The sequence below is a fragment of the Pantoea endophytica genome (genome assembly GCF_002858935.1).
Taxonomy (GTDB): Bacteria; Pseudomonadota; Gammaproteobacteria; order Enterobacterales; family Enterobacteriaceae; genus Pantoea; species Pantoea leporis.
Genome location: NZ_PJRT01000033.1, coordinates 546,256 through 573,254, shown reverse-complemented (window position 1 = coordinate 573,254; position 26,999 = coordinate 546,256). Strand labels below are relative to the sequence as shown.

General features: G+C 58.4%; 24 protein-coding genes. 10 read left to right on the top strand and 14 right to left on the bottom strand.

Annotated elements, in window-relative coordinates; all coding sequences use genetic code 11:
* Positions 1-29: 29 nt before the first annotated feature.
* The 4 genes from PZBJ_RS23325 to tus all read right to left on the bottom strand — a co-directional run bounded on the left by PZBJ_RS23325 (position 30) and on the right by tus (position 2,855).
* Positions 30-674 carry an anti-sigma factor gene (locus PZBJ_RS23325; RefSeq protein ID WP_101764504.1) on the bottom strand — a complete coding sequence of 215 codons (645 nt, stop codon included), beginning with the start codon at positions 672-674 and terminating at the stop codon, positions 30-32.
* Entirely contained in the window at positions 671-1,225 is a 555-nt protein-coding gene (locus PZBJ_RS23320; protein ID WP_101764503.1) for a sigma-70 family RNA polymerase sigma factor, read from the bottom strand. The genes PZBJ_RS23325 and PZBJ_RS23320 overlap by 4 nt, the downstream gene beginning before the upstream one ends.
* 43 nt (positions 1,226-1,268) lie before the next feature.
* On the bottom strand, positions 1,269-1,832 hold the full coding sequence (locus PZBJ_RS23315; RefSeq protein WP_101764502.1) for a fasciclin domain-containing protein: 564 nt from the start codon (positions 1,830-1,832) through the stop codon (positions 1,269-1,271).
* Between the two features lie 93 nt (positions 1,833-1,925).
* A complete protein-coding gene (gene tus, locus PZBJ_RS23310) occupies positions 1,926-2,855 on the bottom strand; it encodes a DNA replication terminus site-binding protein (protein ID WP_101764501.1) in 930 nt (309 codons plus the stop codon).
* A 156-nt stretch (positions 2,856-3,011) separates the two neighbouring features.
* Here tus and PZBJ_RS23305 point away from each other — a divergent pair, with 156 nt between their 5' ends.
* Positions 3,012-4,211: an MFS transporter gene (locus tag PZBJ_RS23305; RefSeq protein ID WP_101764500.1), complete on the top strand. Its 1,200-nt coding sequence runs from the start codon at positions 3,012-3,014 to the stop codon at positions 4,209-4,211.
* 158 nt (positions 4,212-4,369) lie between these two features.
* Positions 4,370-4,855 (top strand): RrF2 family transcriptional regulator, encoded by a 486-nt coding sequence (locus PZBJ_RS23300; protein WP_008110154.1) that lies wholly within the window; start codon positions 4,370-4,372, stop codon positions 4,853-4,855.
* 113 nt (positions 4,856-4,968) lie between these two features.
* On the opposite strand, the gene oqxB is transcribed toward PZBJ_RS23300, so the two are convergent.
* Positions 4,969-8,121, bottom strand: a complete 3,153-nt coding sequence (gene oqxB, locus PZBJ_RS23295; RefSeq protein WP_101764499.1) for a multidrug efflux RND transporter permease subunit OqxB — start codon at positions 8,119-8,121, stop codon at positions 4,969-4,971.
* Between the two features lie 18 nt (positions 8,122-8,139).
* A complete protein-coding gene (locus PZBJ_RS23290) occupies positions 8,140-9,294 on the bottom strand; it encodes an efflux RND transporter periplasmic adaptor subunit (protein WP_101764498.1) in 1,155 nt (384 codons plus the stop codon).
* A gap of 293 nt (positions 9,295-9,587) precedes the next feature.
* Here PZBJ_RS23290 and PZBJ_RS23285 point away from each other — a divergent pair, with 293 nt between their 5' ends.
* The 3 genes from PZBJ_RS23285 (at position 9,588) to PZBJ_RS23275 (ending at position 10,731) form a co-directional block, all read left to right on the top strand.
* Positions 9,588-9,935 (top strand): helix-turn-helix domain-containing protein, encoded by a 348-nt coding sequence (locus PZBJ_RS23285; protein ID WP_008110158.1) that lies wholly within the window; start codon positions 9,588-9,590, stop codon positions 9,933-9,935.
* An 86-nt stretch (positions 9,936-10,021) separates the two neighbouring features.
* Positions 10,022-10,456 carry a ribonuclease domain-containing protein gene (locus tag PZBJ_RS23280; protein WP_101764497.1) on the top strand — a complete coding sequence of 145 codons (435 nt, stop codon included), beginning with the start codon at positions 10,022-10,024 and terminating at the stop codon, positions 10,454-10,456.
* Between the two features lie 2 nt (positions 10,457-10,458).
* Positions 10,459-10,731 carry a barstar family protein gene (locus tag PZBJ_RS23275; RefSeq protein ID WP_101764496.1) on the top strand — a complete coding sequence of 91 codons (273 nt, stop codon included), beginning with the start codon at positions 10,459-10,461 and terminating at the stop codon, positions 10,729-10,731.
* A 1-nt stretch (position 10,732) separates the two neighbouring features.
* On the opposite strand, the gene PZBJ_RS23270 is transcribed toward PZBJ_RS23275, so the two are convergent.
* The 4 genes from PZBJ_RS23270 to PZBJ_RS23255 form a co-directional block, all read right to left on the bottom strand.
* Positions 10,733-13,105: a virulence factor SrfC family protein gene (locus tag PZBJ_RS23270; protein ID WP_101764495.1), complete on the bottom strand. Its 2,373-nt coding sequence runs from the start codon at positions 13,103-13,105 to the stop codon at positions 10,733-10,735.
* The gene (locus tag PZBJ_RS23265; protein WP_101764494.1) at positions 13,102-16,074 is read right to left on the bottom strand and encodes a virulence factor SrfB; all 2,973 of its coding nucleotides are present in this window, start codon (positions 16,072-16,074) and stop codon (positions 13,102-13,104) included. The genes PZBJ_RS23270 and PZBJ_RS23265 overlap by 4 nt, the downstream gene beginning before the upstream one ends.
* Before the next feature lie 2 nt (positions 16,075-16,076).
* A complete protein-coding gene (locus PZBJ_RS23260) occupies positions 16,077-17,420 on the bottom strand; it encodes an SrfA family protein (RefSeq protein ID WP_101764493.1) in 1,344 nt (447 codons plus the stop codon).
* A gap of 151 nt (positions 17,421-17,571) precedes the next feature.
* Positions 17,572-18,750, bottom strand: coding sequence for a benzoate/H(+) symporter BenE family transporter (locus PZBJ_RS23255; protein ID WP_101764492.1), 1,179 nt, complete (start codon positions 18,748-18,750; stop codon positions 17,572-17,574).
* Positions 18,751-18,846: 96 nt separating this feature from the next.
* Between PZBJ_RS23255 and PZBJ_RS23250 the strand changes: the two genes are divergently transcribed.
* From PZBJ_RS23250 to PZBJ_RS23240, 3 genes are all read left to right on the top strand, one after another.
* Positions 18,847-19,392 (top strand): helix-turn-helix domain-containing protein, encoded by a 546-nt coding sequence (locus tag PZBJ_RS23250; protein ID WP_101764491.1) that lies wholly within the window; start codon positions 18,847-18,849, stop codon positions 19,390-19,392.
* Between the two features lie 120 nt (positions 19,393-19,512).
* Positions 19,513-19,938, top strand: a complete 426-nt coding sequence (locus PZBJ_RS23245; protein WP_101764490.1) for a MarR family winged helix-turn-helix transcriptional regulator — start codon at positions 19,513-19,515, stop codon at positions 19,936-19,938.
* A 17-nt stretch (positions 19,939-19,955) separates the two neighbouring features.
* Complete coding sequence (locus PZBJ_RS23240) at positions 19,956-20,510, top strand: isochorismatase family protein (protein ID WP_101764489.1); 555 nt, start codon at positions 19,956-19,958, stop codon at positions 20,508-20,510.
* Positions 20,511-20,570: 60 nt separating this feature from the next.
* On the opposite strand, the gene PZBJ_RS23235 is transcribed toward PZBJ_RS23240, so the two are convergent.
* The 3 genes from PZBJ_RS23235 to pqqU form a co-directional block, all read right to left on the bottom strand.
* Positions 20,571-20,996, bottom strand: a complete 426-nt coding sequence (locus PZBJ_RS23235) for a type II toxin-antitoxin system VapC family toxin (RefSeq protein ID WP_101764488.1) — start codon at positions 20,994-20,996, stop codon at positions 20,571-20,573.
* Positions 20,996-21,247 (bottom strand): type II toxin-antitoxin system prevent-host-death family antitoxin, encoded by a 252-nt coding sequence (locus PZBJ_RS23230; protein WP_101764487.1) that lies wholly within the window; start codon positions 21,245-21,247, stop codon positions 20,996-20,998. The genes PZBJ_RS23235 and PZBJ_RS23230 overlap by 1 nt, the downstream gene beginning before the upstream one ends.
* A 133-nt stretch (positions 21,248-21,380) precedes the next feature.
* Positions 21,381-23,492 (bottom strand): TonB-dependent receptor PqqU, encoded by a 2,112-nt coding sequence (pqqU, locus tag PZBJ_RS23225; protein WP_206098234.1) that lies wholly within the window; start codon positions 23,490-23,492, stop codon positions 21,381-21,383.
* A gap of 129 nt (positions 23,493-23,621) precedes the next feature.
* Between pqqU and PZBJ_RS23220 the strand changes: the two genes are divergently transcribed.
* Together PZBJ_RS23220 and PZBJ_RS23215 are read left to right on the top strand one after the other, a co-directional pair.
* Entirely contained in the window at positions 23,622-24,575 is a 954-nt protein-coding gene (locus PZBJ_RS23220) for an NAD(P)-dependent oxidoreductase (RefSeq protein WP_206098233.1), read from the top strand.
* A 1-nt stretch (position 24,576) separates the two neighbouring features.
* Entirely contained in the window at positions 24,577-25,359 is a 783-nt protein-coding gene (locus PZBJ_RS23215; RefSeq protein WP_101764486.1) for an AraC family transcriptional regulator, read from the top strand.
* On the opposite strand, the gene leuA is transcribed toward PZBJ_RS23215, so the two are convergent.
* Positions 25,310-26,995 carry a 2-isopropylmalate synthase gene (gene leuA, locus PZBJ_RS23210; protein WP_101764485.1) on the bottom strand — a complete coding sequence of 562 codons (1,686 nt, stop codon included), beginning with the start codon at positions 26,993-26,995 and terminating at the stop codon, positions 25,310-25,312. The genes PZBJ_RS23215 and leuA overlap by 50 nt on opposite strands.
* Positions 26,996-26,999: the final 4 nt, after the last annotated feature.

Below are 26,999 nucleotides of genomic sequence, written 5' to 3'. Positions count from 1 at the left end.
AATCGCGCCGCTACGCAATGCGCGGTGATTTACAGCTGCCCGCTATACAACACCGGACCGGTTGGTTGCCCGGTTGGCGAGCCGCCGCGCGGTTCAAGGCTGATGGCAATGATGCCTGAGCGGGAAATCGTGCTATTTAACGCAACATCCGTTGCCTTCTGATTATCCAACAAACCCAATGAAATCGGCGCTTTGCCTGGCGGAATCAGCCACAGCTGCAAACTGTTGTTATCGGCGATGGTCACAGGATGTAACGGCGTCAGGCTCAGCTGCGCCAGTTTGCTGTCCGCGCTGACCACCCATTGCTGTTGATGCTGGGCGTCGTTCAGTACCGTCAACGGCGTTAACGTCGGCTGCTGCAGGAACAGTGAGGCGAGCAGGGCGAACGCCGCGACACTGGCAGCCGCCAGCCAGCCCGCATAATGGCGTTTGGGTTGAATGACGCGTTGCTCGGGCAAACTCAATGTAATCTTTTTCCACACCTTTTCCGGTGGCGTGACGGGCGCAAGCTGATTATCCAGGCCCGCCAGCAGGGCTTGCCAGCGCGCAACATTAGCCGCGAGCGCGGGCTCGTTTCGCAACCTGCGTGCAAAGCGCAAACGCGCCAGCCCACTCAAGGTGCCCAGCGCATACTCGGCTGATAAGGCCTCATCGCGTTGTAATTTATCGTTCATAGGCCCACACACTCCCGCAGATGCTCCAGCGCGCGGCGAATCCAGCTTTTTACCGAGCCAACCGGCTGTTGCAGCCAGGCGGCAATATCACTGTGGGACATCCCCTGATAATAGGCGAGCGTGATGCTTTGCTGCTGTTCGCTGCTCAGATGGCCAATGCAGTGTCGCAGGCGATCGGCTTGTGCCGGATCGTGCCAGTTATTCTGTTCGTCTTCGCTGGTGATTGGTAGCAGGTCGCTAAACTCTTCTGCCTCCAGCATCAGGCGCGCCTGTCCGCTGCGTAACCCGTCAATGCAGCGATTGCGCACAATGTGCGTCATCCACGTCATCGGCGCGCTCAGGGCAGCATCGTAAGAGGCGGCGCGGTTCCAGATGGTGAGGTAGCAATCGTGCAGCACCTCTTCCGCCCAACCTTGCTGACGCAGCATGCGCAGGGCGAGGGCGAACAGGTGCGGCGACGTAAGTCGATACAGTTGCTCAAACGCGCGGCGATCGCCTTTTGCGATCGCCGGCAATAAGTTGTCTAACCGTTCTGCAAGCCTGTTATCCATCATCTTCCCGGTTGGCTAAAATGCCCAATCCGAGTATAGGCAATTACTTAGGCATCAAGACGGTATCAATCACATCAATCACACCATTTTTCTGATTGACGTCATAAGTGCTGATATTCGCCACATTGCCTTGACCATCTTTCAGCTGAATATTGTGCGGGCCATTATTCATAATCCACAACGGTTGGCCGTTGACGGTTTTCAGCTCGGCATGTCCGCCACCTTGCTTAATTTTTTTCTCCAGCGCTTTCATGTCGTATTTACCGGCCACCACATGATAAGTCAGGATGCTGGTCAACTTCGCTTTGTTCTCCGGTTTGACCAGGCTATCAACGGTGCCCGCAGGCAACTTGGCGAAGGCCGCATTGGTTGGCGCGAAGACAGTAAACGGACCTTTACCTTCGAGGGTTTCCACCAAACCCGCCGCTTTAACAGCAGCAACCAGCGTGGTGTGATCTTTGGAGTTCAGCGCGTTTTCAACGATGTTCTTTTGCGGATACATCGCTGCGCCGCCGACCATCACGGAGTCATCATTCATGGCGGCAAATGCACCTGCGGTGAACAGTAAAGTGCTGGATACGACTGCAATGCTCATTAGCTTTTTCATCATAAATCCTCGTAGTAGGGAGCGAAGAAGTTGCTCACACTCTGATATACGAGGGCAGCCTGCGAATTGGATGCAGCGATTTAAAAATAAATTTTACGCCAGCCGATCGCTCCACAAATGCAGGCGCGGAATGATCAGATGCAGCGGCTCGGCCAGCGGTTTATGACGCCAGGCAACGTTATCGGCATCGTAGTTCAGCAGTTCTCCCAGAATCGGCACCTGCGTGCGATCGCGGCACAGCACCAGCAGCGGAGAAGGGCAGGCAAGCTGCACCTGTTTCTTCTCGCTGGCGCGCCATACGCGGGCAATCGGCTGCACCTTCACCGGACGCTTGATTTTCAGCTTCGCACCGGCTGGCAACGCGAGGATTGCTTCCAGCTCTTGCTGCACTTTCTCCGCCCACTGTTCCCGCGTCCACGGTGCCTGCGCACGATTGGCCTTCAGGCTGCGCTCCAGCTGTTCTACCACCGCATCACGCGTGACGTTTTTGATGATGTTTTTATTCGCCCAGCCAAAGCGCAAACTGTCCGGCGCGTTGAGCAGCGTGACGCTGCGGTAGGCGTTAAGCGTAATTAACCCGCGCAGATGCTGGTGGACGAACTCAAAGCGCGCCTCGCTCGGCAAGCCCGACTCCACGGTGATCAGCTGTTCCAGCCGCTGCTTCAAAGTATTAATCTCGGCAACCTGCTGCGTAATCTGCGCATGCACATCGCCGTCGGCTTCAATGCAAATCGCGCCCGGCAAGCGCACGGCGGCTTTGGTGCTGAGCTTTTCCGATTGATGCTGCATAAACAGGCGGCAGTAATGCATTAGCGCCATGTCGCGTGCCGTTTTACCAAGATGCTGCGTCACCGCGATGCGTTCAATTTCATCATGTTCGCGGCCTTTCTCGATTTCCGGCAGACTAAACACGCGCGCAATCAACAGCGGTTGCTGCTCAATGTGTTGACGTAACGCGCCCAATCCCGCCTCCAGCGCATTAACGCATTCGTGCAGATCGGCAACCAAATCATAACGAGCCATAAAACGCCTCCATAGTTACAACATGCTTTCAGTGTACTGGCTTGGGTGCCGGTCTGCCAGCATTGCGCAGGGATTTTGTTAAGCAGGGAAACGTGGGATTTTTCAAGCTGGATGAACGTGTTATAACAATGCTTTGCCTGCTAACGGAATAATGTTGTGAAGCCTCAGCCAAAGCCACCTGCCGCCGCCATAGTTACGCTTGGCGTAGTACAAATCCTGTCGTGGGGCGGATCCTTCTATTTGATGGCGGTGATGGCCAATCCGATCGTGGCGGAAACCGGCTGGTCGCAGCAATGGGTGTATGGCGCGCTATCGCTCGGCATGCTGATTTCCGGTTTGCTGGCGCCGCTGAGTGGGCGACTGATTTCCCGCTCCTATGGCCGCGCATTGCTGGCGGCGAGCGGGGCGGTGATGGCGATCGGTCTGGTGATCATGGGATTGAGCCACAATCTGCCGCTGTTTCTGTTTGCCTGGCTGATTATCGGCGTAGGTATGGCGATGGGCCTGTACGATGCGCTGTTTGCCACGCTCGGCACGCTCTATGGCGGCCAGGCACGCGGCGCGATAACCGGCATTACGCTGATTTCTGGCTTCTGTACCACTATCGTGTGGCCGGGCACCGCGCTGCTGATTCACTGGCTGGATTGGCGTAACGCCTGTTTTGCCATCGCCGGATTGTTATGTGTTTCAGTGTTGCCCGCCTATCTCTACGCGCTACCCGCGCCAGAAGCGAAAATCGCCGCCGCCAAAGCAAAACCGACCGCGCAGGGCAACGAACTGGCACCGACACTGTTTTGGCTGCTGTGCAGCATTTTCACGCTCGCATCGGTGATCATGACGGCGATTTCGGTGCAGCTGATCACCTTGCTGCAGGCCAGCGGTCACACGCTGGCGTCGGCGCTGGCCATCAGTGCGATTCTCGGTCCGTGTCAGGTGGCATCGCGCATCGTAGACATCGCCTTTAAGCGCGGTCACCCGATCTGGACCACCTTTTTCTCGGTGGGATTGGTGGCGCTCGGCTTGTTGCTGCTGGCGTGTTATCCGCAGTTTGCGGTGCTCAGCATGGTGCTGTACGGTGCCGGAAATGGTTTGCGTGCCATTGTGCGGGGAACTTTACCGCTGGTGATGGTCAAACCAGAGGCCTACGCGATTGTGGTGGGGCGCATGGCGCGTCCCGCCTTAATTGGCCAGGCCTTGACGCCGCTGGTTGGTGGCTATGTGTTCCAGCACCTCGGTGCCAGCGCCACGCTGTGGTTGTTATGCGTTCTGGCGTTGATTAACGTGCTGTTGGTCGCGCTTTTGCAGCAAAAATTGCCGCAGGCCAGCCCACAGTCGGAAAGGGGAGTGATAAACTAAGCAGCCTGTGCGCTTCTGCCCGATTAAATGGGGAATACGTGCCTGGATCACGGGCGTTGACTTCTAAAAAGCAACAGTGTTTGTTATATTTATTGCTCATTGATTACTCACTGTCGCGGCATAAAAACAACAAGATAACCGCAACTCAGGATATTGAAATGCTTGATTACCGCTTCCCGACAGCTTTGCAGATGGTTTTGAGCGTAGCGATGGCGGAGCAACTGGGCAAACGCTCGACCAGTGCCATATTGGCGTATGGTCTTGAAGCGAACCCCAGTTTCATTCGGAAACTTATGGTTCCGCTCACGCGTGACGGCATCATCGTCTCAACGCTTGGCCGCACCGGTTCCATTCATCTGGGGCGCCCGGCCGCCGAAATCACACTGCGCGACATTTATACTTCTGTGATTGAAGATAAAAAACTCTGGGCGTCACGTCCCGACGTGGCACCGCGTTGTCTGGTCAGTGCCAACCTGTGTTGGTATTTCAAATCGATTGCTGAAGAGGCTGAAGAAGCGTCGCTTAAAGTGCTGGAAACCCGCACCGTAGCGGACGCGCTGGCCGAACTGAAGCATAACGACACCAGCAACTGCGAAGAGTTGCCCGATCTCGAACTCGCCGACCTGTGTAAAAAAGGCCGCTAAAACCACTCTCATCCGTAAGGGCGTCATTCATGACGCCCTTTTTTATTGCCTCAATCTGCACGCAAAAAAAATCCGGGCACATCGGCCCGGATTGTTCATTTCACCTAAAACCCTTACATAGTTTGCACTTCCGCCTGTGGTTGCTTGCGCGTCACCAGCTTACGCAGCGTCACATAGAACACCGGCGTCAGCAACAGGCCAAACAGCGTCACGCCCAACATGCCGGAGAACACGGTAATCCCGGTTACGCCGCGCACTTCTGCGCCTGCACCTTCACCAAGAATCAGCGGAATAGTACCGGCGATAAAGGCAATCGAGGTCATAACGATCGGACGCAGACGCAGACGACAGGCTTCCAGCGCTGCATCGACAATGCTCTTGCCTTGCATCTCCAGCTCGCGCGCAAACTCGACGATAAGAATCGCGTTCTTACACGCCAGTCCCATCAGCACTACCAGCCCAACCTGCACAAACACGTTGTTATCGCCACCGGTCAGCCACACGCCGACCAGCGCCGAGAGCATGGTTACCGGCACAATCAGGATCACCGCTAGCGGTAGCGTCCAGCTTTCATACAGCGCCGCCAGCACCAGGAATGCGAGTAAAACCGCGACCGGGAAGACGATCAGCGCGGTATTGCCCTGCGTTGATTGCTGATAGCTCAGGTCGGTCCATTCAATGTTCATGCCGTTAGGCAGCACCTGCGTCGACATCTCCTCCAGCTTCTGCATCGCCTGCGCCGAAGAGAGCACGCGCGGATCGGCATCACCAATCAGGTCAGCCGCCGGATAGCCGTTATAGCGAATCACCGGATCCGGGCCGTATGTAGTGGTGATATTCACCATGCTGCCAATCGGCACCATTTCGCCGCGATCGTTGCGGGTACGCAGGTTACCGATATCCTGCACGCTATCGCGGAAATCGCCGTCCGCCTGCGCCATCACGCGCCAGGTGCGACCAAACTTATTGAAATCGTTGACATACGACGATCCGAGATAGGTTTGCAGCGTGCTGAACAGTTCGGTCAGCGACACGCCTTGCGCTTTGGCTTTATCCCGATCCACCTGCACATCCAGCTGCGGCACGTTGGCCTGGTAGGATGAAATCGGGAACATCATGCCCGGCGTCTGCAACACCGCACCGGTCATGGTGTTGATGGCGGTTTGCAGCGCACCGTAACCGAGCCCCGCGCGATCCTGCACATACAGCGAATAACCCGAACCTTGTCCCAGACCTAAAATCGGCGGTGGCATAATCGAGAAGCCAAAACCTTGCTGGATTTTCGAGATCTTAGCGTTGATCTCAGCATTAATTTCCGCGGCGGTGCGCGTACGTTCACTGAACGGCTTCAAACCGAAGAACACCGTGCCGGTATTCGGCGTGTTGGTGAACTGCAACGCGTTCAAACCGGGGAAGGCGACCGAATAAGCCACGCCTTCAGTGTTCATGCCGATCTCGCTCATCTTGCGAATCACTTCATCGGTACGCGCCAGCGACGAACCTTCCGGCATCTTCACGCCGCCAATCAGGTAGAGCTTGTCCTGCGTCGGAATAAAGCCGCCCGGCACGGTATGGAACATAAAGCCCGCACCGGCCAGCAGCAGCACGTAGACGCCGAACACCGCGCCACGACGACGCAAGGTTTTACCCACCAGCGATTCATAGCCATCCGAACTGCGCTGGAAGAAGCGGTTGAACGGACGGAACAGCCAGCCGAGCAGGCGATCGATAATGCGCGTCGGCATATCCTTTGCGGCATCATGTGGCTTCAGCAGCAGCGCCGCCAGCGCCGGTGACAGTGTCAGCGAGTTGATGGCGGAGATCACCGTTGAAATGGCAATCGTCACCGCAAACTGCTTATAGAATTGACCGGTCACGCCGGACAGGAACGCCATCGGCACGAACACCGCACACAGCACCAGCGCGATGGCGATAATCGGCCCGGATACTTCCCGCATCGCCTGATGCGCAGCCGCCGTCGGCGACAAGCCTTGCTCGATATTACGTTCGACGTTTTCCACCACGACAATGGCGTCATCCACCACGATACCGATTGCCAACACCAGCCCAAACAAACTTAAGGTATTGAGCGAGAAGCCGAGCAGATAAAGGATGCTGAAGGTACCGACCACCGAAACCGGCACCGCCAGCAGCGGGATAATCGAGGCGCGCCAGGTTTGCAGGAACAGAATCACCACCAGCACCACCAGCACAATCGCTTCGAACAGCGTTTGCACCACGGCACGGATCGAGTCACGCACGAACACCGTTGGGTCGTACGGCGCGGCCCACTGCACATCGTCCGGGAAACGGGTGGCCAGTTCGGCCATTTTGTCGCGCACCGCATTTGACAGATCGATGGCGTTGGCGCCCGGCGCCTGGAAGATACCGATGCCGACCGCATCTTTGTTGTTGAGCTGCGAACGCAGCGCGTAGCTGCCAGAACCCATCTCGATGCGCGCCACGTCACGCAGTCGCACCAGCGTGCCGTCGTCGGCGGTTTTCAGGATGATATTGCCGAACTGCTCTTCGCTCTCAAGACGACCTTGGGTGTTGATCGACAGCAGAAAATCGCTCTGTTTCTTCAGCGGCTCCGCGCCAAGCTGGCCGGCAGAAACCTGCACGTTCTGCTCCTGCATCGCGCTGACCACATCGGAGGCGGTCAAGCCACGTGCCGCCACCTTATTGGGATCGAGCCAGACGCGCATCGCGTATTCACCGGCACCGAAGATCTGAATCTGACCGACGCCTGGCAGGCGCGCCAGTTCATCCTTCACCTTCAGGGTGGCGTAGTTACGCAGATAGAGGGAATCGTACTTGCCGTGCGGCGAGAACATGTGCACCACCAGCGTCAGCGTCGGCGACATCTTCTGCGTGGTGAGGCCGAGTTGGCGCACCTCTTCCGGCAGACGCGCTTCAGCCTGCGCCACGCGGTTCTGCACCTGAACCTGCGCCTGATCCGGATCGGTGCCCGGACGGAAGGTCACGGTGGTGACCAGCACGCCATCGGAACCCGCCACGGATTTCATGTACATCATGTTTTCTACCCCGTTGATGGCTTCTTCCAGTGGCGTCGCCACAGAATCTGCAATCACTTTGGGGTTGGCACCGGGATATTCCGCGCGCACCTGCACGCTCGGTGGCACCACGTTGGGATATTCACTGATCGGCAGCAGCGGAATGGCGATCAGTCCGGTGGTAAAGATCAAAATCGACAGCACCGCGGCGAAAATCGGTCGGTCGATAAAAAAGCGGGAGAAATCCATAAAAGGCAGTCTCGAAGGTTATTGAGCGGAGCGCATCGCCACCGGTTGGGCGTTCACCGGCATGCCAGGCATAAAGACTTTCTGCAAGCCGTTAACGATCACCTTGTCGCCGGGCTTCAGGCCTTGCTGCACAATACGCAGACCATCGGCTAACTCGCCGGCCTGAATATCGCGGCGCTGGGCTTTACCTTGCGCATCGACCACGTAAACGTACTTACGATCCTGATCGGTAAGCACGGCTTTATCATCAATCAACAGGGCGGTGAAGTCGGCGCGGCCCGGCAAGCGCACGCGCGCAAACAGGCCCGGCGTGAACTGACGCTGCTGATTATCCAGCGAGGCGCGCATGCGGATGGTGCCGGTGCTGGCGGTCAGCTGGTTATCGAGGAAATCCACGGTGCCGCGATGCGGAAAACCCTCTTCGCCGGTCAGCGCTACTTCTACCGGCAGCGACCCGCGATTTTCGCCTTTACGCGCCATCGCCTGATAATGCAGATAGGTGGCTTCATCGACGTCGAAGTAGACGTACATACGATCCTGCGATACCAACGTGGTCAGCACGCTGGCGCTGTCACCGGCGGTCACTAAGTTGCCGGTGGTGATCATCGCGCGGCTGGCGCGACCTTCAATCGGCGCGGTAACGCGGGTGAAATCAAGATTCAGCTGCGCCATATCCACCGCCGCCTGTGCTGACAGCACGCTGGCCTGCGCCTGATTAGCCGCCGAGCGACGCTGTTCCCACTCTTCCCGTGACACGACATTGGTGCCGATCAGTTTATCGGTACGCGCCGATTCACTGCGGGCCAGCGTAGCCTGGCTGCGCGCGTTGGCGAGTTCGGCCTGCGCCTGCTCGAGCGTGGCGCGGTAGGTGCGATCGTCAATGGTGAACAGCACCTGACCTTTTTTCACCTCATCGCCTTCGCGATAATTAACCTGATCGATATAGCCCGAAACGCGCGGCCGCAGCTGCACGCTCTGCACCGCTTCGAAACGGCCATTGAAGCTATCCCATTGGCTGACTTTCTGCTCTACCACCTGCGCGACACTTACTTCGGGCGGCGGCGGCGGGGCGTTTTGCGCCACACCGCGATCGCAACCGGCCAGCAGGCTTCCCAGCAACATCACTCCTGACAGGCTTACCGCCCATTGAACCCTGTACGTTTGCAGATGCATTGTTGTTATTCCGCTTTGGTGAAAATGAAAGGAGACGTACGAAAAATCTGCAACTTTTATGATTGCATTAAAACGCCACGAGTGTAGGCTTGCTCAAACTGCATCTGCAAGAATATCTGATACACTTTATGTGCGGTTTTGATCATTACGTTGCAGAAGGATCAAAGCCCCTACGCGCAGTGCGGCATTTAATGCAATAATAAAACTTGCATTAACTGGCATAGTCGTTCAACCTTAAAGTGTAATTGCAACTGATACTGATACTGTTCGCAACGGCGACCGGAGAAAACGAGATGATGACCACCGCATTTATTCACGATTTGATTGACTGGATTGACAACAATATTGAAACGCGTCTGGATCTGGATACCGTAGCGGGGCGCGCCGGTTATTCGAAATGGCACCTGCAGCGTATGTTCAAAGAGCACACGGGTTTGCCTCTGGGCGAATACATTCGTGAGAAGAAGCTGAAGAAGTCAGCGGATCGCTTGACCACCAGCAATGAACCTATTCTTAACGTGGCGATTTCACTCGGTTTCGACTCGCAGCAGTCGTTTAACCGCAGCTTTAAACGCCAGTATGGCGTAGCGCCGGGAGCATGGCGTCGTCACGCCGCGCCATCCGCCAGCGCGATGCAGTAAACCCCGCCAGGGCCAGCTCTGCTGGCCCGCGTTTTTCCCTGCCCTAAATCTGTTATTATCGTCGTCCTGTTTTTCAGGATGCCACCATGTCAAAAAAACTCTGGATTGCCTTAATTCTGCTCCTGGCCGCGTTGTGGCTCGGGCTAAAACCGCGTTTGTCCGATAAATGGTCAGCTAGCCACCCCGATATTTCGCAGCTCACCGATGCTAACACCGTGGCGCGTTGGCTGCAGCAGCATCACACATTACCCGATCTCTATCTCACCAAAAATGAAGCGCGTCGTCAGGGCTGGAATCCCAGCAAGGGCAACTTGTGTGAAGTGTTGCCGGGCCGCGCGATTGGTGGCGATCGCTTTAGCAACCGCGAAAGAAGGCTGCCGATGCAGGCGGGCAGGCAATGGTATGAAGCTGACGTGAATTACGATTGCGGCCACCGCGATGCCGATCGTCTGCTTTACTCAAATGATGGATTGATTTTCCTCACCACCGATCACTATCGCAGCTTCAAACAGGTGCCTTAACCATGTTGACGCTCCATTTTGACTTTGCAAGCTTGTCAGATCGCCAGGCGTTTTACCGCGCGCTGGTGCAGCAGAGTGCCTGCCCAGTGGATTTCGGTAACAATCTTGATGCGCTATGGGATTGGCTGACCGGCGGCATGGCGCTGCCGGCCACCTTCTATTTAGCGCATGCCGATGACGCCAGCGAGAGTGCCGAATTCGCGCCAGTGCTGGCGTTACTGGAAGAGGCGCAGCAGCAGTTAGAAGGCGAGCTGCGCCTGGTGCGTGGAGAATAAATTACGCGTGCAGCGGTAACAGCAAAATTGCCAGCATCTGGCGGGCATTCGCGGGCAAATCGCCGCCGCCGGTGTAGCCATTGTTCTCAACGATCACCGAATTCAACCCCACCAGCCAGTCATAAATGTAGTAAGCGGTATGATTGGCGGGCGCGGCAGACAAGCGCGTCAAACGTTGTCCCGGCGAGAAGCTGACGCTCGGCGCAGGCGGACGGGCAAAAATGGTCTGACCGCGATTGACGCGGCTTTCAGGACGTTCGCTCTCCGGGCGCTGTAAAAAGCCCAGCCACGCCACAAAATCCCCCAGCACCGTCATGGCGCGTGAAACCTGACGATCGGTACGCGCTTCATGGGCGCTGGCCTGCGCATCCGGCTCGTTAAGCGCGCTTTGCAGTTTGCTCAGCACCTTGAGACGGAAACTGGCGGTTATTAACTCTTCCACCAGCATCTCCAGCGTCGGCTTATCAACGTTGAGCAGCGCCAGCAGGCTGCGGCTCTCCGGCAACTGACGCAAATGCTCCAGCCACAGCGCAAACACCTGCTGCGGGAACTGCTGATCGCGCTGACCGCCCGAACTACGCGGCTCAGCGGCAGCTACCGGCTCATCTTTAAACAGATCAAACTCGAAGCCGATGCCGAAATAGCTCTGCTCAGCAGCCGCCGTTTTGGCGCTGTGTTGAATGTGATGGCTGCTGCTCTGGCTCAGCCACAGCTGACGCACCGCTTCACGCGACGGCTGCAAACGCTCCAATAGTTCGCCGTGCAAACCGGTGCGATGTTGCAAGCATTTCAGCAGCGTATCGGAAATCGCCTGCTTGCGAGCTGCCTGTTCTGGCGTGGCGCTGGATTCGGTCCACGGCTGCAAACGTTCCACCAGCTTGTGCTGTAGCGCGCTGAGCTGCAACGCTAAACGCTCACGGCGCGCTTCCGGCTGCATCTCATCCTGCAACCAACTGCCCATGCGATCGACGCCCGCGCGATCCAGCGCCAGCATCGAACCCCAACTCTGTCCCGGCTGACCAATCTGGCGTTGTACCGCTTCGTCAACATTAATCTGCTGCTGCTGATAGCGCGCGTCATGCGGCGTGATCGCCCAAATCAGACGCGGCTTCTCACCGCTGGCAGCGATGGTTTGGTGTATGTGCCACTCGCGCAGCGCGCTGGCGGCGACATCGGTGTCGTGACGCTGGCTGGCAGCGGTACAGATCAGCATGAGATCAATGCCCTGACGCGCGGCGTACAGGCCCGGCAGCAGTGCGCGTTTCTGTTCCAGCAGTGTGGCGCGCAGCGGATCGCGTTTGCGCAGCTGGGCCAGTTCATCCTGTTGCGCGCGATCGGCTGGCGTGCCCGGTGCAGGTAGCTCCAGCATATCTGCATCATCGTACAGCGCCTGACGCGGCGTGGAGCTGAGCGGCAAGGTGATCTCCATCGTCAGCAGCGACAGCAATCCCAGCGGTACATGCTGCGCTTTCCCCACGCGATTGGCGACGATCGGACACACTTCGATCATCTCCTGCCAGTCGGCATCATTGCCAATCAGTTTTTCTGCTGGCAGCGCGGCATCGTCCACCAGCACGCTGAGCGGCGCTAACACGCGCGGTGCATGGCGCAGCTGGTGGCGCAAATGCATCAGGCTGCGCAGGCTTTCGTTCAGCGCGTTTTGTCCCGGCCACAGCAGGGCAAACAGCTGCACGCGGTCGTCCACGTTGAGCCACGGCGCCAGCGCTACCGCCTGCGGCCAGAAGTGACGATCGAGAATCTCGGCATGACGATGGTGACGACGGCTCCACGCCCACAGCGTGATCAGCGCATCACTGTCGAGGCCAGGCTGCGCTTCATCCTGACGATGGCGCTGCAAACGCTGCAACGCGGCATCGATCTGCGCCGTGTCCGGCTGCAGCTCGGTGTTGGCACAGGCCAGCATCAAACGAATCAGTTCCACTTCGCTTAGCAGCGTCATCTCCAGCGGCCAGGCGTTGGATTGCGTTTCACGCTGGTGGCTGAAGCGGGTGGCGATGGCGAAATCGAGATTGCCGGGATTGATGTTCTGGAAATAATTCAGGGTTTTATCGCCAAGGCGCGCGATTAACTGGCCCTGGGCATCACCGACCATCTCACTCAGCAGCCAGGCTTTGCCCGCCTGCGACTGGCCAAACAGCGCCAGCGTCACCGGACGCGCCAGCTGGCGCGCCAATGCATGGCTCTCCACGCGCGCGCGGCGCAGCTGCAGCGTCAGAGTTTCAGCTTCCATTGCCAGACGCGGTGCGTGCGCCTGATGGGTTTCCACCCAGTTCAGCGCGCCATCCAGCGTTTCCTGCATCAGGCTAAGACGTTTCGCGGGCGTAACCGGCGAGGCTTTTTTGGCAGTTCTCATCGTTTGCAGACGCTCCCGCTGTCGATCCAATATTGCGCATTCGCGTTGCCGGTGGCGGAGAGAGTATTCAGTTTCAGACTCAGCTGCTCCAGCGGCACGCGCGTGCCGTCATCCATGCGTGCATCGCTTAACACTAAGCGTTCAGGGCCGAGATTATCCGGCCCGGGCTGCACCGCCAGCTTAATGCGCAGTACGCTTTCGCCAGCAACCTGACGCGCCAGCGCCGGGTCAACAATGCTCAGGCTATACAGCGGCGAGGCCGGCCAGCGATCGTTCTCCAGCTGGCGGAAGCCGAGGCAGACGTTGCCGCGAATGCGGAAGCTGCTTTTGCGATCCAGCGCGAAACTGTTGCTGTCGAGATCGATCTCGCTGTAACACAGATTATCGTCGCTGAGCGCCGAGGTCTCATCCAGCACGCCAAGATAGCGAATGGTGGAGTAAGGTTCGAAATCACCGGCGCGGAACCAGAAGCTGCTGAGGCGCAGATCGAGCGCCAGCAGGCACAGCATCGCGCCGACTGCGGCGGTGGATTTCGGGTTATCAATGCGGCCTTGCTTGTTGAACGGATACCAGTCGCTGGTGTGATAGCCTTCCAGCGACAAAATACGGCTGCCCGGCAGCGGTTGCAGATGGCGCACCAGCGCCTGAATGCCAGGAAAGCGTGACGGACGACCGGTGAGCAGCAGCACATCGCACTGATACAGCGACACCACTTCACACATCGCGCGCAGCGCCGGAATGATCGCCATACGGTGTTGCAGGAACTCGCCGTGCAACTGCGCCATGCTGACCACCAGCGGCACTTCGAGCAGATCGAATCGGCTGTCGCCGCCGAGCGTGCGCTGAATTTCGCCATTCACAAACGCCAGCACGCTGCTGGCCGGTTTTTGCGGCACCAGCTCGCCGAACAGCGCGTTGATCTCGCTATGGCTGTCGAGCGGATCCCAATTTTCATACTGCTCCAGCACCGCCTGCGCCAGCGGAATAAACAGCTGTAGCGTCACTTGCTGACGCAGCGTGGCTTGTCCGTCCATACGGCTGTCGTGACCAAACAGCTTGTTCATCAACGGTTCGGCCAGCTGCAAACCAGCTTTCTGCAAGCTCTGCTGCAACGCTGGCAGAATCCACAGCTGAATCACGTCCAGCAGAATATCGTCACCGGCGACTTTGAAGCCTTCGCGGAACAGCAAGCGCGGGGTGATTTTGACATTGTTGCCCTGGCCGTCATCGAGGCGATATTGGGTAATGGCTAAATCGGTGGTGCCGCCGCCGATATCAATCGAAGCGATGCGTAGGCTTTTACCCGGCAGCTCGTCAACTTCACGCGGACGATCCGGGCGCGCCATGCTGCTGAAGAAATCTTCTGCGCGGCCGGCAAAGTTGACCTGGGTTTCGTTGAATAGCCACACCATTTGACCACAGGTGGCTTCGTCCCACTCCATCTGCACATCCGGTACCGGACGCAGGCTGTTTGCCTGGCTGGCGGCGTTAAATTCCTCTTCGGCCGGATGCCAGCCCTCGGCTTTCCATACCAGCGCGATGGCTTCCTGCATGCGGCGACGGAAAATCTCACGCTCCGGCTTCGGCATCGCTGACGGTAGCGTCAGGATCACATGACGCAGCTGGCGCGGCGCCTGGCTTTGCGGCATGCGCTGGCGCTGCGCCACGCTGTTCATCTGCATCATCGCCTGCGCCAGCAGTTCGCACAGCATAAAGGTCATCAGCGAACTGCGGCTGTAGCTGGCGGAGAACACCGGCAGACGATCGTCTTCCGCCAGCGCGTGCAGCGGCTGGCCTTCGTCATTGATCAGTAAAGTGAACGGCAGCGCAGTCGCCTGTGGCTCATCGCTGCTGCCGTTGGCGTTGAAGCGCCAGCCTGGCTGATAGCGCGCTTCATCCCACAAGTAGCGGCGCGGGCTGGATAACCCGGTGCTGCCTTCGGTGCCGGCACGCAGCAACGCCAGACGGCTGGCTTCCCGGCCTACGCGCGTCAGCGACGGCCACATAAAAGCGTTTTCCCGGCCGCTCTCCAGCGAGAAGTTGGCCTTGCCGAAACGGGTTTCAGCAAACTCCAGACGGCTGTCGAACAGCTCGTTGTAAACCTGATGCGGCTCGGAGAGATCGCGCAGCTGCAGCTCGTAGGTTTGACGCAGGCCGCTGCTCTCTTCGGCGTGATCTTCCACCAGAATGCCGCAGGTATGCGAGTTGCCGACGTCGAGAATGATATCGACGTTGACCGCCGGGGTTTGCAGCGAAGTTGCCTGAATATAGATTTCCGCCAGATCGAGCTGCTCGCCCAGCAGTTCCAGCAGGTTGAGATAGTGCGCCTGATATTCGAATTCACGCAGCGCCTGGTTCAGCTCCTGCTCACGGCGTGATTCCAGCGCATGCACCTGCTGACTAAAGGTTTCACGCAGCCAGCCATCAACCCATGTATGGTCGAGGAATTCACCCAGCTCGTAGTTGTGCCAGGCGAGGGCGAAACTGACGCCGTTCTGCGCATCGGCTTTGCTTAAACCGTGCTGCTCGCCGCCATCCTGCTCAGACACAATGCGCGTATCAAAGGCGAGGGTGATGCGATGGGTGTTGCCTGCCGCGTCGGGTTGCGCCAGCGGCGCCAGATGCAGACGTGCCCAGTTGTCCGGGCCGCCGATAAAACGACGTCCGCTGGTGCAGCGCAGCACCGGCAGCGGCAGCCATTGATGAGCCAGCAGCTTCAGGGAATCGGCTAGCGCGATATCCGTTTCCGGACGCACCACTTCCGCCGCGCCGCCATCTTCCGGATAGAGCAGGAACTTGCCGCTGTTGCCGTCGACGTTGAGACGCAGCAGCGGGCCGTTGGCGGTTTGCCGCACGAACTGACGACGTGCCTGCAACGCAGGTAAACGCAAACCAAAATCAAGAAACTGCACACCGCTATCTTCAATCAGCGTGATTTTCTGTTTGTCATCGATGAGGGGAGCCAACATGTTTACTTACTCTCACGCTTAATCGTCAACGGGAAGACCTGATCTGCGCCGTATTGCGCAGTACAGCTGGCGATGCCATCACCGGCTTTACACACCAGTTCCGGCATGCGGTAACGCGATTTATCGCTGCAGGTCGCAGTATAGCGGCTGCGCACTTCCATGCTGCCGGCGCTGGTCATCGCGGCGGTGACATCGGCTTTACAGCGGATGTTGTCGCCCTGGGTAATGGTGGCGGTGCCTTTGCCGTTGCGGATTTGATAGCGCAGGCTTGGCGGTTTGCCGGTCGGCAGATTGGTTTGACGCAACGTGACGCGCCAGGTGCCGTTAATAAATTTCACCGATCCAACGCGCGCATCTTCGGTGGTCATCACCAAATCATCGGCTTTGGCCGGTTCGGTGTGTTCAGCCACCACCTCAGGCGGCGCGACAGGTGTGGCAACCGGCGCGGCGGCAACGACGGTGGCGGCGGTTTGTGGCAGTGTGGCGGCGAGTTTTTCCGCTTTAACCATCACGGCAGGCGGCTTACTCACCGGCACCGGCACATCCGCAACGCTAATCGCAGCAGATTGCGGCGCGCTGTGCAGCCAGTAGGCGACGCCTGCAGCCACCAGCGCCGCAACCGGCAACAGCAGCATCAGCGGACGCACGGCAAAGGCGCGACGTGGCGGCGCGACAGGTTCGGGTAGCGGTTCAGGCGCGGCCTCAGCAATGACTTCAACCGCCGGTTCTTCGGCTTCAGGTTCCGGCTCAATCATCGGTTGAGCAGCAGCAGGCGGCACCTCGATCAGCGGCGCAATTACCGGCGCAACCACCAGCGGAGCAGGTGCTGGCGGTTCTGGCAGCAGCGGCGGCAGCGCATCTTCCAGCGAATCGCGCAGGCAGGCCAGCGCGTCATCACGCGAACGCGCCTGCGGATCAACAAAGCCCCAGAAGGTGATCACCGGTTTGCCATCCACCAGATAAACGTACTGCTGATCCGGGAACTGCAACGTTTTACTGAGCAACGCACCAAACAAGCGCATCGCCGGATTCTCCGCATCGCGTGCACGCAGGCTCAGCGCCTGCAGATCCTGCTGGTTTAGCGTCAGCAGTTCCAGCGCCTGACGGCGCTCGTGATCGCTGGCACCCAGCCAGGATTTTACTTTGCCAGTAAACGGGGCGTACCAATCGAGGCGGTCACCGCGCTCGTTGACCTGCGGGATCGCGAGGCAATTGGCCAGCGTGGTTTGGCGGCGCAGGCGCAGGGTTTCACGGATTTGCAGCGCGGACGTCCAGACCGGCTGGCCGTTTTCACCCAGTGCCAGTACCGTGTCCAGATTGCCGCTGCGCAGAAAAGTTTTTGCCACTCGTTGGGCCCTTATCGGTGGTTGTCTGAGGCAGAACAGTGTGTGTTTTGGCGATGATAGTGATCTTAAGCCAAATGCAGCGAAATCAAACGGCTGATAAAGGGGGAAAAACAGGGCGTTTTTCCCCCGTGTGGAGAAGATTGCTGAAATTTTAAGCGCGGCTGCGCGGGGAAAGGATCACATAGGTCAGCATGCCGCCGAGCAAACCCCAAAAGGCGGAGCCGATGCCGAGCAGCGAAATACCGCTGGCGGTGATCAGAAACGCCACGATGGCGCTGTCGCGCTGATCCGGTTCGGCTAAGGCGCGCTGCAAACTGCCGGACAGCGTAGCCAGCAGCGCGAGACCCGCCAGCGTGGCAATTAACACCGGCGGCAAGGCGCTCAGCATGATGGCGATCAATCCGCCGGTAAATCCGGTCAGCAGATAGAACACGCCCGCCAATGCCGATGCCATCCAGCGGCGCGCCGGATTCGGATCGACATCGTCGCCCATACAGATAGCAGCGGTAATCGCAGCGATACACACCGAAAACCCGCCAAACGGCGACAGCACTAAAGCGATAAAGCCGGTCCAGCCGGTGAGCGCAGATACCGGCGGCTGATAGCCGTGCGCCTGCAAGGTGGCGATGCCGGGCGCATTTTGCGACGCCATGGTGACGAGAAAATAGGGCAAACCCACGCCAATCAGCGCCGCCAGATTAAACTGCGGCATGATGAATTCCGGCCGACTGATCGCCAGCGCATGCGGCGGAAAGTGGATCGATTGCTGGCCGAGCGCCACCAGCACGCCCGCGATCAACGCCAGAATGATGGCGTAGCGCGGCAGCCAGCGGCGGCTCAACAACCACACCAGACACATGCTGCCACACAGCGCGAAATTGCTCTGCAAACCGCTAAAGGTGCCGATGCCAAATTTCAGCAGAATCCCGGCCAACATCGCGGCCGCCAGCGATTGCGGAATGTGATTCATCAGGCGGGCGAACAGACCGGTGACGCCGCACAACACAATTAACAGGTTGGTGGCGACAAACACGCCCACCACTTCATTCAGCGTCAAACCCTGCACGCTGGTGGCGAGCAGCGCCGCGCCAGGCGTCGACCAGGCTGCGAGGATCGGCATGCGTGTCCATAGCGATAAGCCGAGCGAGGCCAACCCCATACCTACGCCGAGCATCGACAGCCAGCCGCCAATCTGCGCCGGCGAAGCGCCCGCCGCCTGCGCCGCCTGGAAGATCAGCGCTGCCGTGCTGCTGTAGCCCACCAGCACGGCGATAAAACCCGAAATCAGCATCGGAAAAGAGAAGGCACTGCGTGTGGTGGCGGTGGTCATCAGGTCACATCCGATTGTGCGTTATAACGCACATTGTGGCATGGAGCGTTATAGCGCACAAGTGCTACACTGCGCGCGAGCTTTTCGGGAGAACACATGGAAAATTTGCATCAACATTTGAGTCTGGCGCTGAAACAGCTGCGTCAGGCCAACGGCTGGAGCCTGACGCTGGCAGCGGATCGCACCGGCGTGAGCAAAGCGATGCTCGGCCAAATCGAGCGCGGCGAATCGAGCCCCACGGTGGCGACGCTGTGGAAAATCGCCACCGGCTTTAACGTGCCGTTTTCCTTCTTTGTGCAGGGCAGCGATCAACCGCCGGGCAGCGTGGCGACCTTCAGCCAGCCCAACGCGCAGATGCAGGTCAAGCCGCTGCTGCCGTACGATGCCAGACTGCGTTTTGATTTGCTGGAAGTGACACTGGCGGGTGGCGCGCAGAGCGATTCCTCGGCGCATGAAAGCGGGGTGATTGAGCAGGTTGTGGTGCTGGAAGGCGAATTGTTGCTGGGCGTGGAAGGCACATGGCGCCGCTTGCTTTCGGGCGAAGCCAGCCAGTTCGCCGCCGATACGCCGCACAGCTACCGCAATCCCCTCAGCACGCCGCTGCGTTTCCACAGTTTGATTCATTATCTGCAGCGCGCCTAGGATCGCCATGCATGGCGACCACCTAACAATCTGGCACAATTACAAATTGATACGAAGGTAAACTACACAGTTTGCCTTCGTATTTATATACTCGCGGCTCATCAGTAAGGAGAAGGTGCCATGAGCGACCTCAACAGCGCGGCGGCGTTACTGCGCAGCATCAATGGCAAACTGGCGCGTCGCCTGCGTGAATCGGCGCCGCCGGGCGATCTTACCTGGCCGCAGGTGTCGGTACTTGGCTATCTGGTGCGCGATGGCGCGATGACGGTAACAGAATTGGCTACGCTGGAAGGGGTGCGCACGCAGTCGATGGGTGCCACCGTGGCGAGCCTGCAGAGGCTGGGTATGGTGCAGGGCGCAGCCGATCCGCTGGATGGCCGCAAAACCCGCTATCAACCCACCGATGCCTGTCTGAAACTGATTGCTGCCAACCGCGCACAGCGTGATGACTGGCTGCTCAACAGCATCGCAACGCAACTGAACCCGCAGGAACAGCACACGCTGCTGGCCGCGCTTCCCTTACTGCAACGACTTGCCGACCAATAATCCTGAGAGGACTCAACATGGCTTTAACTACCCTTGACGACAACACCGCGCTGATTGTGATTGACCTGCAAAACGGCATTGTTGCGCTGCCGGTCGCACCGTTAGAGGCGCATGACGTGATTGAGCGCTCAGCGCGTCTGGCCGATGCATTCCGCGGGCAAAAGCGCCCGGTGGTGCTGGTCAACGTTGCGGGCGGCGCGCCTGGCCGTAACGAACAGCCGAAACACGCTGGCGATCTGCCCGCCGATTGGGCGACGTTGGTGCCGGACCTGGCGCAGCAGCGCGGTGACATCATCATTACCAAAAAAACCTGGGGCGCTTTCCATAACACGGATCTGCACGAGCAGCTGCAGCAGCGCGGCATCACACAAGTGGTGATTTGCGGCATCGCCACCAGCATCGGCGTGGAATCCACGGCGCGTCAGGCGTATGAGCTGGGTTACAACGTCACGTTGGCAACCGACGCCATGACCTGCCTGAATGCCGAAACGCATAAAAACAGCGTCGAGCGTATCTTCCCGCGCCTGGGCGAAACCGGCACCACCGATGATGTGCTGGCGTTGTTGAAGTAAGGTTCATCGTAAGGTGCGCATTCATGCGCACCTGCTTGCAGGACGCCATGAATGGCGAGCCTACCGTTCCTGCCATGGATTCAGCAACATCACGCCAGTGGTATCAAAATCCCGTACGTTACGCGTGACCAGAATCAGCTCGTGATGAATCGCTGTCGCCGCGATCAGCGCATCGGTATGTGGGCGTTCATCAGGAATATGCAGCTGAGCGCAAAGGCGGGCCACGCTGCTATCAATAGAGAGTGTACGCCAGGCAAATTCTGTCAGAACCTGCTCTTGATACCAGCGCTGTAAATGATGGGCTTGCTGAGGGTCTTTACGGGCGAACTTAAGGATACCTTTTTCAATTTCCATCAGCGTCAATGCTGAAATAAACATCTCTTCAGCATCAATGCTTTTAGCCCAGGCAATCACCTGAGGATTGGCTTTAGGCGTCCCTGCCTTACGTAATTCTGAAATAACATTGGTATCCAGCAAATAGCGCATTAGAACTCCACATCCCTGTTGATTATGGTCGCACGTTCTGGCTCAAAATCGATATCTACGCCGTCCGGCATGGCGAGTGAATCTACGATGCTTCGGTTTGAACCCGTGAGTTTTTTATACGCTTCAAATGTCAGTAAAACATGTGCAGGATTGCCACGGTCAGTAATATAAACCGGGCCTTCCTCGGCGGCTTTCTTGGCCCGGGATACCTCCTGATTAAAAGCTCGACTGCTGATTCTCGTCACTGTCATCACGACCTCCATGATATGTAGAGATGTTGCTACATAACTATAAAGCAATATGCCGTGCTGGACAATATTCAACCAATAAAAAGCCCCGCAAGCGGCTTGCAGGGCTTTAATATCATCTATCCAACGCGTTTATTTACTGAAACGCATATCTCACCGTCAGGCCCACGCTGTAATTGCGACCCGGCGCCGGTTCGTAATAGCGACCGTTGCTTTCATTCACGATCACCGAACCGATGTAGTTGCGGTCAAACAGGTTATCGACGCGGCCAAATAGATCCAACGTCCAGTTCTGCACCAGCCACTTATAACCGCTGTTCACGCCGACCACGGTATAAGACGGCGCTTTCACGTCATTCTCATCATCCGCCGCGATATCGCTCAGGTAGCGCACATCGGTTCCGGCATACCAGCCTTGATCGGGCGCGTAAGCCAGTCCGGCGTAAGCCATGTTACGGGCAATGCCGGGAATGCGGTTGCCGTCGCAGCTTTCGGTGCCGCAGGCGTTAGAGCGGTAGCGGGCATCCAGCAAGGTCCATGCGGCTTTGAAGCGCCAGCTCTCGCCGAATTGCTGGTCGAGGCCCAGCTCCAATCCACGACGGCGGGTTTCACCGGCGTTTTTGTAGCTGGTGCGGCCTTCAAAGCTGCTGTCAGAAACGATCTCGTTTTTGGTGTCAGTCTGGAAAATCGCCGCCGTTAACAGTCCGTTGCCGATGCGTTTTTTACTGCCCAGTTCGACCGTTTCGCTGGTGGCAGGTTGCAGGTTGAGATTCAGCCCGGCCTGATCGGCGGCGCGATAGGACAACTCATTCAGCGTCGGCGTTTCGAAGCCGCGACCAGCAGAAACGTAGGCGTTCCAGCTGTTATCAATGGCGTAATTCAGCGCAGCGGCAGGCAACCAGCGGTGATAGCGACGATTGCCGCTGTCATCGGGATCGCTGTCGGTGACGTAATAGTCATTGGAGTCGAAATTCACCGTGCTGAAACGCACGCCAGCATCCAGTGACAGTTTATCGGTTAGCTGCCACGCGGTTTGCAGATAGGGATCGAGGTTCCACATCAGATTGCGTTCATTACGACGCATCTCGCCCTGTACGCCCAACTCGTCGCCGCTAAAGTTTTGATAACCTTTACGCTTCTCAGTCATGGTTTCATAGTCGAGCCCGGCAGTGAAGGTTACCGGAATGGTGAACAGCGCGTCGCGGTGCGTCCAGCGGGTATCAATGCCCTGATAATGACGCGACAAAGCAATCACGCCGCCGGGATAACCTGCGCGCAGCTGAGTGGCTTTAGGAATGGATTGATACTGCGTGGTTTCACGTTCACCCGCGTACATCATCACGCTCAGGTCGTCGTTTTCACTCATCTGGCGCTGATAGTGCAGGCCTGCTTGCGTCTGATCGACGGTTTTACGCGCGTCGTACAAGCTCACGTTGCTGGCGACCTGGCGTGGATTATTTTTCCATTGTTCGGCGGTCAAACCGCCCGGGTCCTGCGCTTCAACGTGCACGCTGTTGAACAGCAGCGTCAGGGTGCTGACATCGTCGATGCGCACGCCGAGTTTGGCGTTGCCGAGGTTTTTCTGCGCCGAGCTGTGATCGCGGAAGCCGTGCGTGGTAAAACGCGAGGCGGAAACCGTGTAGTTGACGTCGCCGGCTTGCGTACCGTCGCCGGTTGCACCGCTGGCTTTAACGCTGTTGCGCCAGCTGCCGTAACTGCCGTACCAGCTGCTGGCTTCCAGCGTGGTGGGTTGCTGTCCGGTTTCGGTTTCAACGTTAATCACGCCGCCCGACGAGTTGCCGTACAGCGCCGAGAAGGGGCCGCGCAGCACGTCGATGTGATCGATGGAGCCGATATCGATGTTGGAAGTTTGTCCCTGGCCATCGGGCATGGTGGCGGGGATCCCGTCGACGTACATACGAATGCCGCGCAGGCCAAAGGTGGAACGCGAACCAAAACCGCGCACCGAAATCTGCAGGTCCTGCGCATAGTTCTGGCGGTTTTGAATTTGCAAACCGGGCACGCTGCTGAGGTTTTCTGACAAATTGACGCGCGGTGCCGCGTGGCGCATATCGTCGCCGGACACCACACTAACTGCCGCTGGCGTATCCAGTTCAGACAGTCCGGATGCGGACGGCGCCGCGCTCACCACCATGGTGTTGCTGGCCGCGTTTGCCGCCAGCGCCGAGACCGGTAACATCGCAGGCAGCATCAGCAGCGAAGCCTGTCGCAGTAAAGCTATTTTCATTATGAAAGACCGTAAAAAGGGCGTGGAATGTACCGAATGGAACATTAATGGCGCGTATGTTAATCGTTTTATCATTTGTTTGAAAAGCGTAAATAGTATGACGGATTATTCATCATTGCGGCGTTGAAAATGTTTTTTCATCGCATCTCTGGCCTGGCTGCGTCAGGGAAATTCTGTCAGTCTGGCGGTTTTGTCTTAAGGCACAAAAGAGAGGGAATGATGAGCCAACAACCTGTGGTCGCGGTACTGGGATTGGGCGCGATGGGGCATGCGTTTGCCGCTAACCTGTTGAAAAAAGGCTTCACGGTGCGCGGCTGGAACCGCACGCGTGCCAAAGGCGAAGATCTGCTGGATGCAGGTATCACGCTGGCCGACAGCGCTGCGCAAGCGGTGAGTGGCGCGGATGTGGTGATCGCCATGCTGGCCGACGGCGATACCACGCGTCAGGCGCTGAACGACGCCAGCTCCGCGCTCAAGCAGGGTGCGACAATTTGCCAGATGGGCACCATCGGCGTGGCCGCCACCGATCAACTGATCGCGCAATTCAAAAGCACGCGTCCGGACGTGGTGTTTATCGATGCACCGGTTTCCGGCACCAAAGCGCCAGCAGAGAATGCGCAAATCCTGGTGATGGCCAGCGGCGATCAGAGCAACGCGCAGGCCGCCGAGCAGGTGTTCGCCGCGATCGGTAAAGGCACGCAATGGCTGGGCGAGGCGGGCGCCAGTTCGCGCATGAAGCTGGTGGTGAATAGCTGGCTGATTGGTCTGATGCAGAGTCTGGCGGAAAGTACGCGTCTGGCGGAAGAGTTTGGTTTCAGCACCGACGATCTGTGGAAAGTGCTGGATGGCGGTCCGCTGGCGGCACCGTACGCCAAAATGAAACTTGGCATGATTGCCAGCGGCGATTTCACGCCGCAGATGCATCTGGTGTGGGCGCTGAAAGACGCCAAACTGGCGCTGGATGCGGCGGGCGATAGCAAACTGCCGGCGCTGGAAAACATTGTGGATGTCTGGCAGCAAGCGGTAGATGCCGGTTACGGCGAGCAGGATCTGGCGGCGGTTTATCAATATCTGAAACGCTAACATGAGTGCGCGGCTCAACTTCGACTTCGCCTATCGTCCGCTGGTGCCCTATGCGCACGATTATGCGCATGGCGACGCGGAGCCGTGGCATCACCACGCTTGCGCCCAGCTGATCCACACGCTGAGCGGCGTGGTGAAAGTGGAAACGCAGCACGGCAGCTGGATTGTGCCGCCGAGTCGCGGCGTCTGGCTGCCGGCGGGGACGCGTCACGCGCTGCACATTGTTGGCGCGGTGGCCGCACGCACGCTGTTTGTGGATCCGCTGGCGCGCGCCGATCTGCCCGCCAGTTGTCAGGTGGTGCAGATTTCGCCGCTGCTGCGTGAGTTGATTGTCAGCGCGCTGGCGCTGCCGGAGCAGTACGTTCCCGGTAGCCGCGCCGAGCGGATTTACGAGCTGATCCTCGATGAGATCCGCGTGATGGATGTGCTGCCGTTTGGTCTGCCGCTGCCGGAGAGCGAGCGGCTGCTGAGTTTGTGCCAGCAGATCCAGCAAGCGCCCGGGGAAAACTGGACGCTGGCCCGCGCGGCTACGCAACTCTGCGTGGCCGAACGCACGCTGGCGCGCCATTTCAGTCGCGAAACCGGGTTACAATTCAGCGACTGGGTGCGCCGCGCGCGACTGAGCGTGGCGTTAACCCGCTTAGCGCAGGGCGATAGCGTGCTGACGGTGGCGCTCGATCTCGGTTATGACAGCCCGAGCGCCTTCAGCGCGATGTTTCGCCGCGTGCTCGGCGTCACGCCAGCGAACTACTTTCCTGCGGCAGAAAAGCGTGCGCTGCGTTGAGCAGCGCCTGCAGTGAAGCGCGCGCCACATCATTATCAATGCCTACGCCCCATGCGCGTTCCCCGCGTGCATTAATGCAACTGATGTAGGTCACCGAACGACTGTCGCTGCGTTTGCCCAGCGTGTGTTCGTGATAATCCTCAATGGTGATGATTACGTCATAGCGCTGACGCAGCGCGGCAACGGCGGCTGAGAGCAAGCCGTTGCCTTTACCTTCCAGCATCAACTGCTGCGCGCCCTGTTGCAGCCGCGCCCTAAGGCGCGTTTCGCCTTTATCGTCGCTGTGACTTTCCGCTTCCAGCAAACAACGCACGGGCTGCGTTAAGCCGTAATGCTGACAAAACAACTGCCACAGCGCGTGATGGGTCATCTCCTGACCGTGCTGGTCAGTTTGCTGTTGCACCAGACGGCTGAAATCCTGCTGCAAGCCGCGCGGCAGCTGCAGACCGTGATTCTGCTCCAGTAGCCAGGCGGCGCCGCCTTTACCCGATTGACTGTTAACGCGGATCACCGCTTCGTAGCTGCAGCCGATATCCAGCGGATCGAGCGGCAGATACGGCATCTGCCAGATTGCTTCTTCACGCTCAGCACGGGCGGCAAAGCCTTTGCGTATCGCATCCTGATGCGAACCGGAGAAGGCGGTAAACACCAGTTCACCGGCATACGGATGACGCGGATGCACTGGCAGCTGGTTGCAGCGCGTCACCACTTCCAGCACCTGCTGGATATCGCTGAAATCGAGCTGCGGCGCGATGCCCTGAGTGTAGAGATTGAGCGCCAGCGTAACGATATCGACGTTGCCGGTGCGCTCGCCGTTGCCAAACAAACAGCCTTCCACGCGATCGGCACCCGCCAGCAGCGCCAGCTCGGCGCAGGCGATGCCGGTACCGCGATCGTTATGCGGATGCACGCTGATCGACAGCTGCGATCGCTGGCTGAAGTGGCGACAGAAAACCTCAATCTGATCGGCATAGACGTTCGGCGTGTTCACTTCGACGGTCGCGGGCAGGTTGATGATCATTGGACGCGCCGGGCCCGGTTGCCAAATCGCCGCCACCGCTTCGCAAATCTCCAGCGCAAACTCCGGTTCGGTAAAGCAGAAGGTTTCTGGCGAATACTCGAAGGTCCACGCGGTATCCTTTTGCGCTTCGCAACGGGCGCGAATTTGACGCGCACCGGCGCAGGCCAGTTCGATAATCTCGGCTTTGCTCTGGCGGAACACGCGCTCGCGGAACAGCGGCGCGGTGGCGTTGTAGAGATGAATAATGGCGTTCGGCGCGCCACGCAGCGCGTCGAAGGTGCGATCAATCAGATCGCTGCGCGCCTGGGTCAACACCTGAATCGCCACATCGTCTGGAATGTGCTTCTGCTCAATCAGCAAACGGACAAAATCAAAATCGGTCTGCGATGCCGCCGGAAAGGCCACCTCAATCTCCTTAAAGCCACAGCGCAGCAGCAGTTGCCAGAACTCCAGCTTGCGCGTGCTGTCCATTGGTGTCGCCAGCGCCTGATTGCCGTCGCGTAAGTCGGTAGAGAGCCAGCGCGGTGCCTGCGTCAGTTGGCGCGAGGGCCACTGACGATCGGGTAAGTCGATAACCGGAAACGGGCGGTATTTTGTAGCGGGTTGCGTGAGCATAACG

Coding starts and splice junctions, on each gene's coding strand:
- PZBJ_RS23325 (WP_101764504.1), bottom strand. CDS start 674: ATGAACGATAAATTACAACGCGATGAGGCCTTATCAGCCGAGTATGCG.
- PZBJ_RS23320 (WP_101764503.1), bottom strand. CDS start 1,225: ATGGATAACAGGCTTGCAGAACGGTTAGACAACTTATTGCCGGCGATC.
- PZBJ_RS23315 (WP_101764502.1), bottom strand. CDS start 1,832: ATGAAAAAGCTAATGAGCATTGCAGTCGTATCCAGCACTTTACTGTTC.
- tus (WP_101764501.1), bottom strand. CDS start 2,855: ATGGCTCGTTATGATTTGGTTGCCGATCTGCACGAATGCGTTAATGCG.
- PZBJ_RS23300 (WP_008110154.1), top strand. CDS start 4,370: ATGCTTGATTACCGCTTCCCGACAGCTTTGCAGATGGTTTTGAGCGTA.
- oqxB (WP_101764499.1), bottom strand. CDS start 8,121: ATGGATTTCTCCCGCTTTTTTATCGACCGACCGATTTTCGCCGCGGTG.
- PZBJ_RS23290 (WP_101764498.1), bottom strand. CDS start 9,294: ATGCATCTGCAAACGTACAGGGTTCAATGGGCGGTAAGCCTGTCAGGA.
- PZBJ_RS23285 (WP_008110158.1), top strand. CDS start 9,588: ATGATGACCACCGCATTTATTCACGATTTGATTGACTGGATTGACAAC.
- PZBJ_RS23280 (WP_101764497.1), top strand. CDS start 10,022: ATGTCAAAAAAACTCTGGATTGCCTTAATTCTGCTCCTGGCCGCGTTG.
- PZBJ_RS23275 (WP_101764496.1), top strand. CDS start 10,459: ATGTTGACGCTCCATTTTGACTTTGCAAGCTTGTCAGATCGCCAGGCG.
- PZBJ_RS23270 (WP_101764495.1), bottom strand. CDS start 13,105: ATGAGAACTGCCAAAAAAGCCTCGCCGGTTACGCCCGCGAAACGTCTT.
- PZBJ_RS23265 (WP_101764494.1), bottom strand. CDS start 16,074: ATGTTGGCTCCCCTCATCGATGACAAACAGAAAATCACGCTGATTGAA.
- PZBJ_RS23255 (WP_101764492.1), bottom strand. CDS start 18,750: ATGACCACCGCCACCACACGCAGTGCCTTCTCTTTTCCGATGCTGATT.
- PZBJ_RS23250 (WP_101764491.1), top strand. CDS start 18,847: ATGGAAAATTTGCATCAACATTTGAGTCTGGCGCTGAAACAGCTGCGT.
- PZBJ_RS23245 (WP_101764490.1), top strand. CDS start 19,513: ATGAGCGACCTCAACAGCGCGGCGGCGTTACTGCGCAGCATCAATGGC.
- PZBJ_RS23240 (WP_101764489.1), top strand. CDS start 19,956: ATGGCTTTAACTACCCTTGACGACAACACCGCGCTGATTGTGATTGAC.
- PZBJ_RS23235 (WP_101764488.1), bottom strand. CDS start 20,996: ATGCGCTATTTGCTGGATACCAATGTTATTTCAGAATTACGTAAGGCA.
- PZBJ_RS23230 (WP_101764487.1), bottom strand. CDS start 21,247: ATGACAGTGACGAGAATCAGCAGTCGAGCTTTTAATCAGGAGGTATCC.
- pqqU (WP_206098234.1), bottom strand. CDS start 23,492: ATGAAAATAGCTTTACTGCGACAGGCTTCGCTGCTGATGCTGCCTGCG.
- PZBJ_RS23220 (WP_206098233.1), top strand. CDS start 23,622: ATGTTTTTTCATCGCATCTCTGGCCTGGCTGCGTCAGGGAAATTCTGT.
- PZBJ_RS23215 (WP_101764486.1), top strand. CDS start 24,577: ATGAGTGCGCGGCTCAACTTCGACTTCGCCTATCGTCCGCTGGTGCCC.
- leuA (WP_101764485.1), bottom strand. CDS start 26,995: ATGCTCACGCAACCCGCTACAAAATACCGCCCGTTTCCGGTTATCGAC.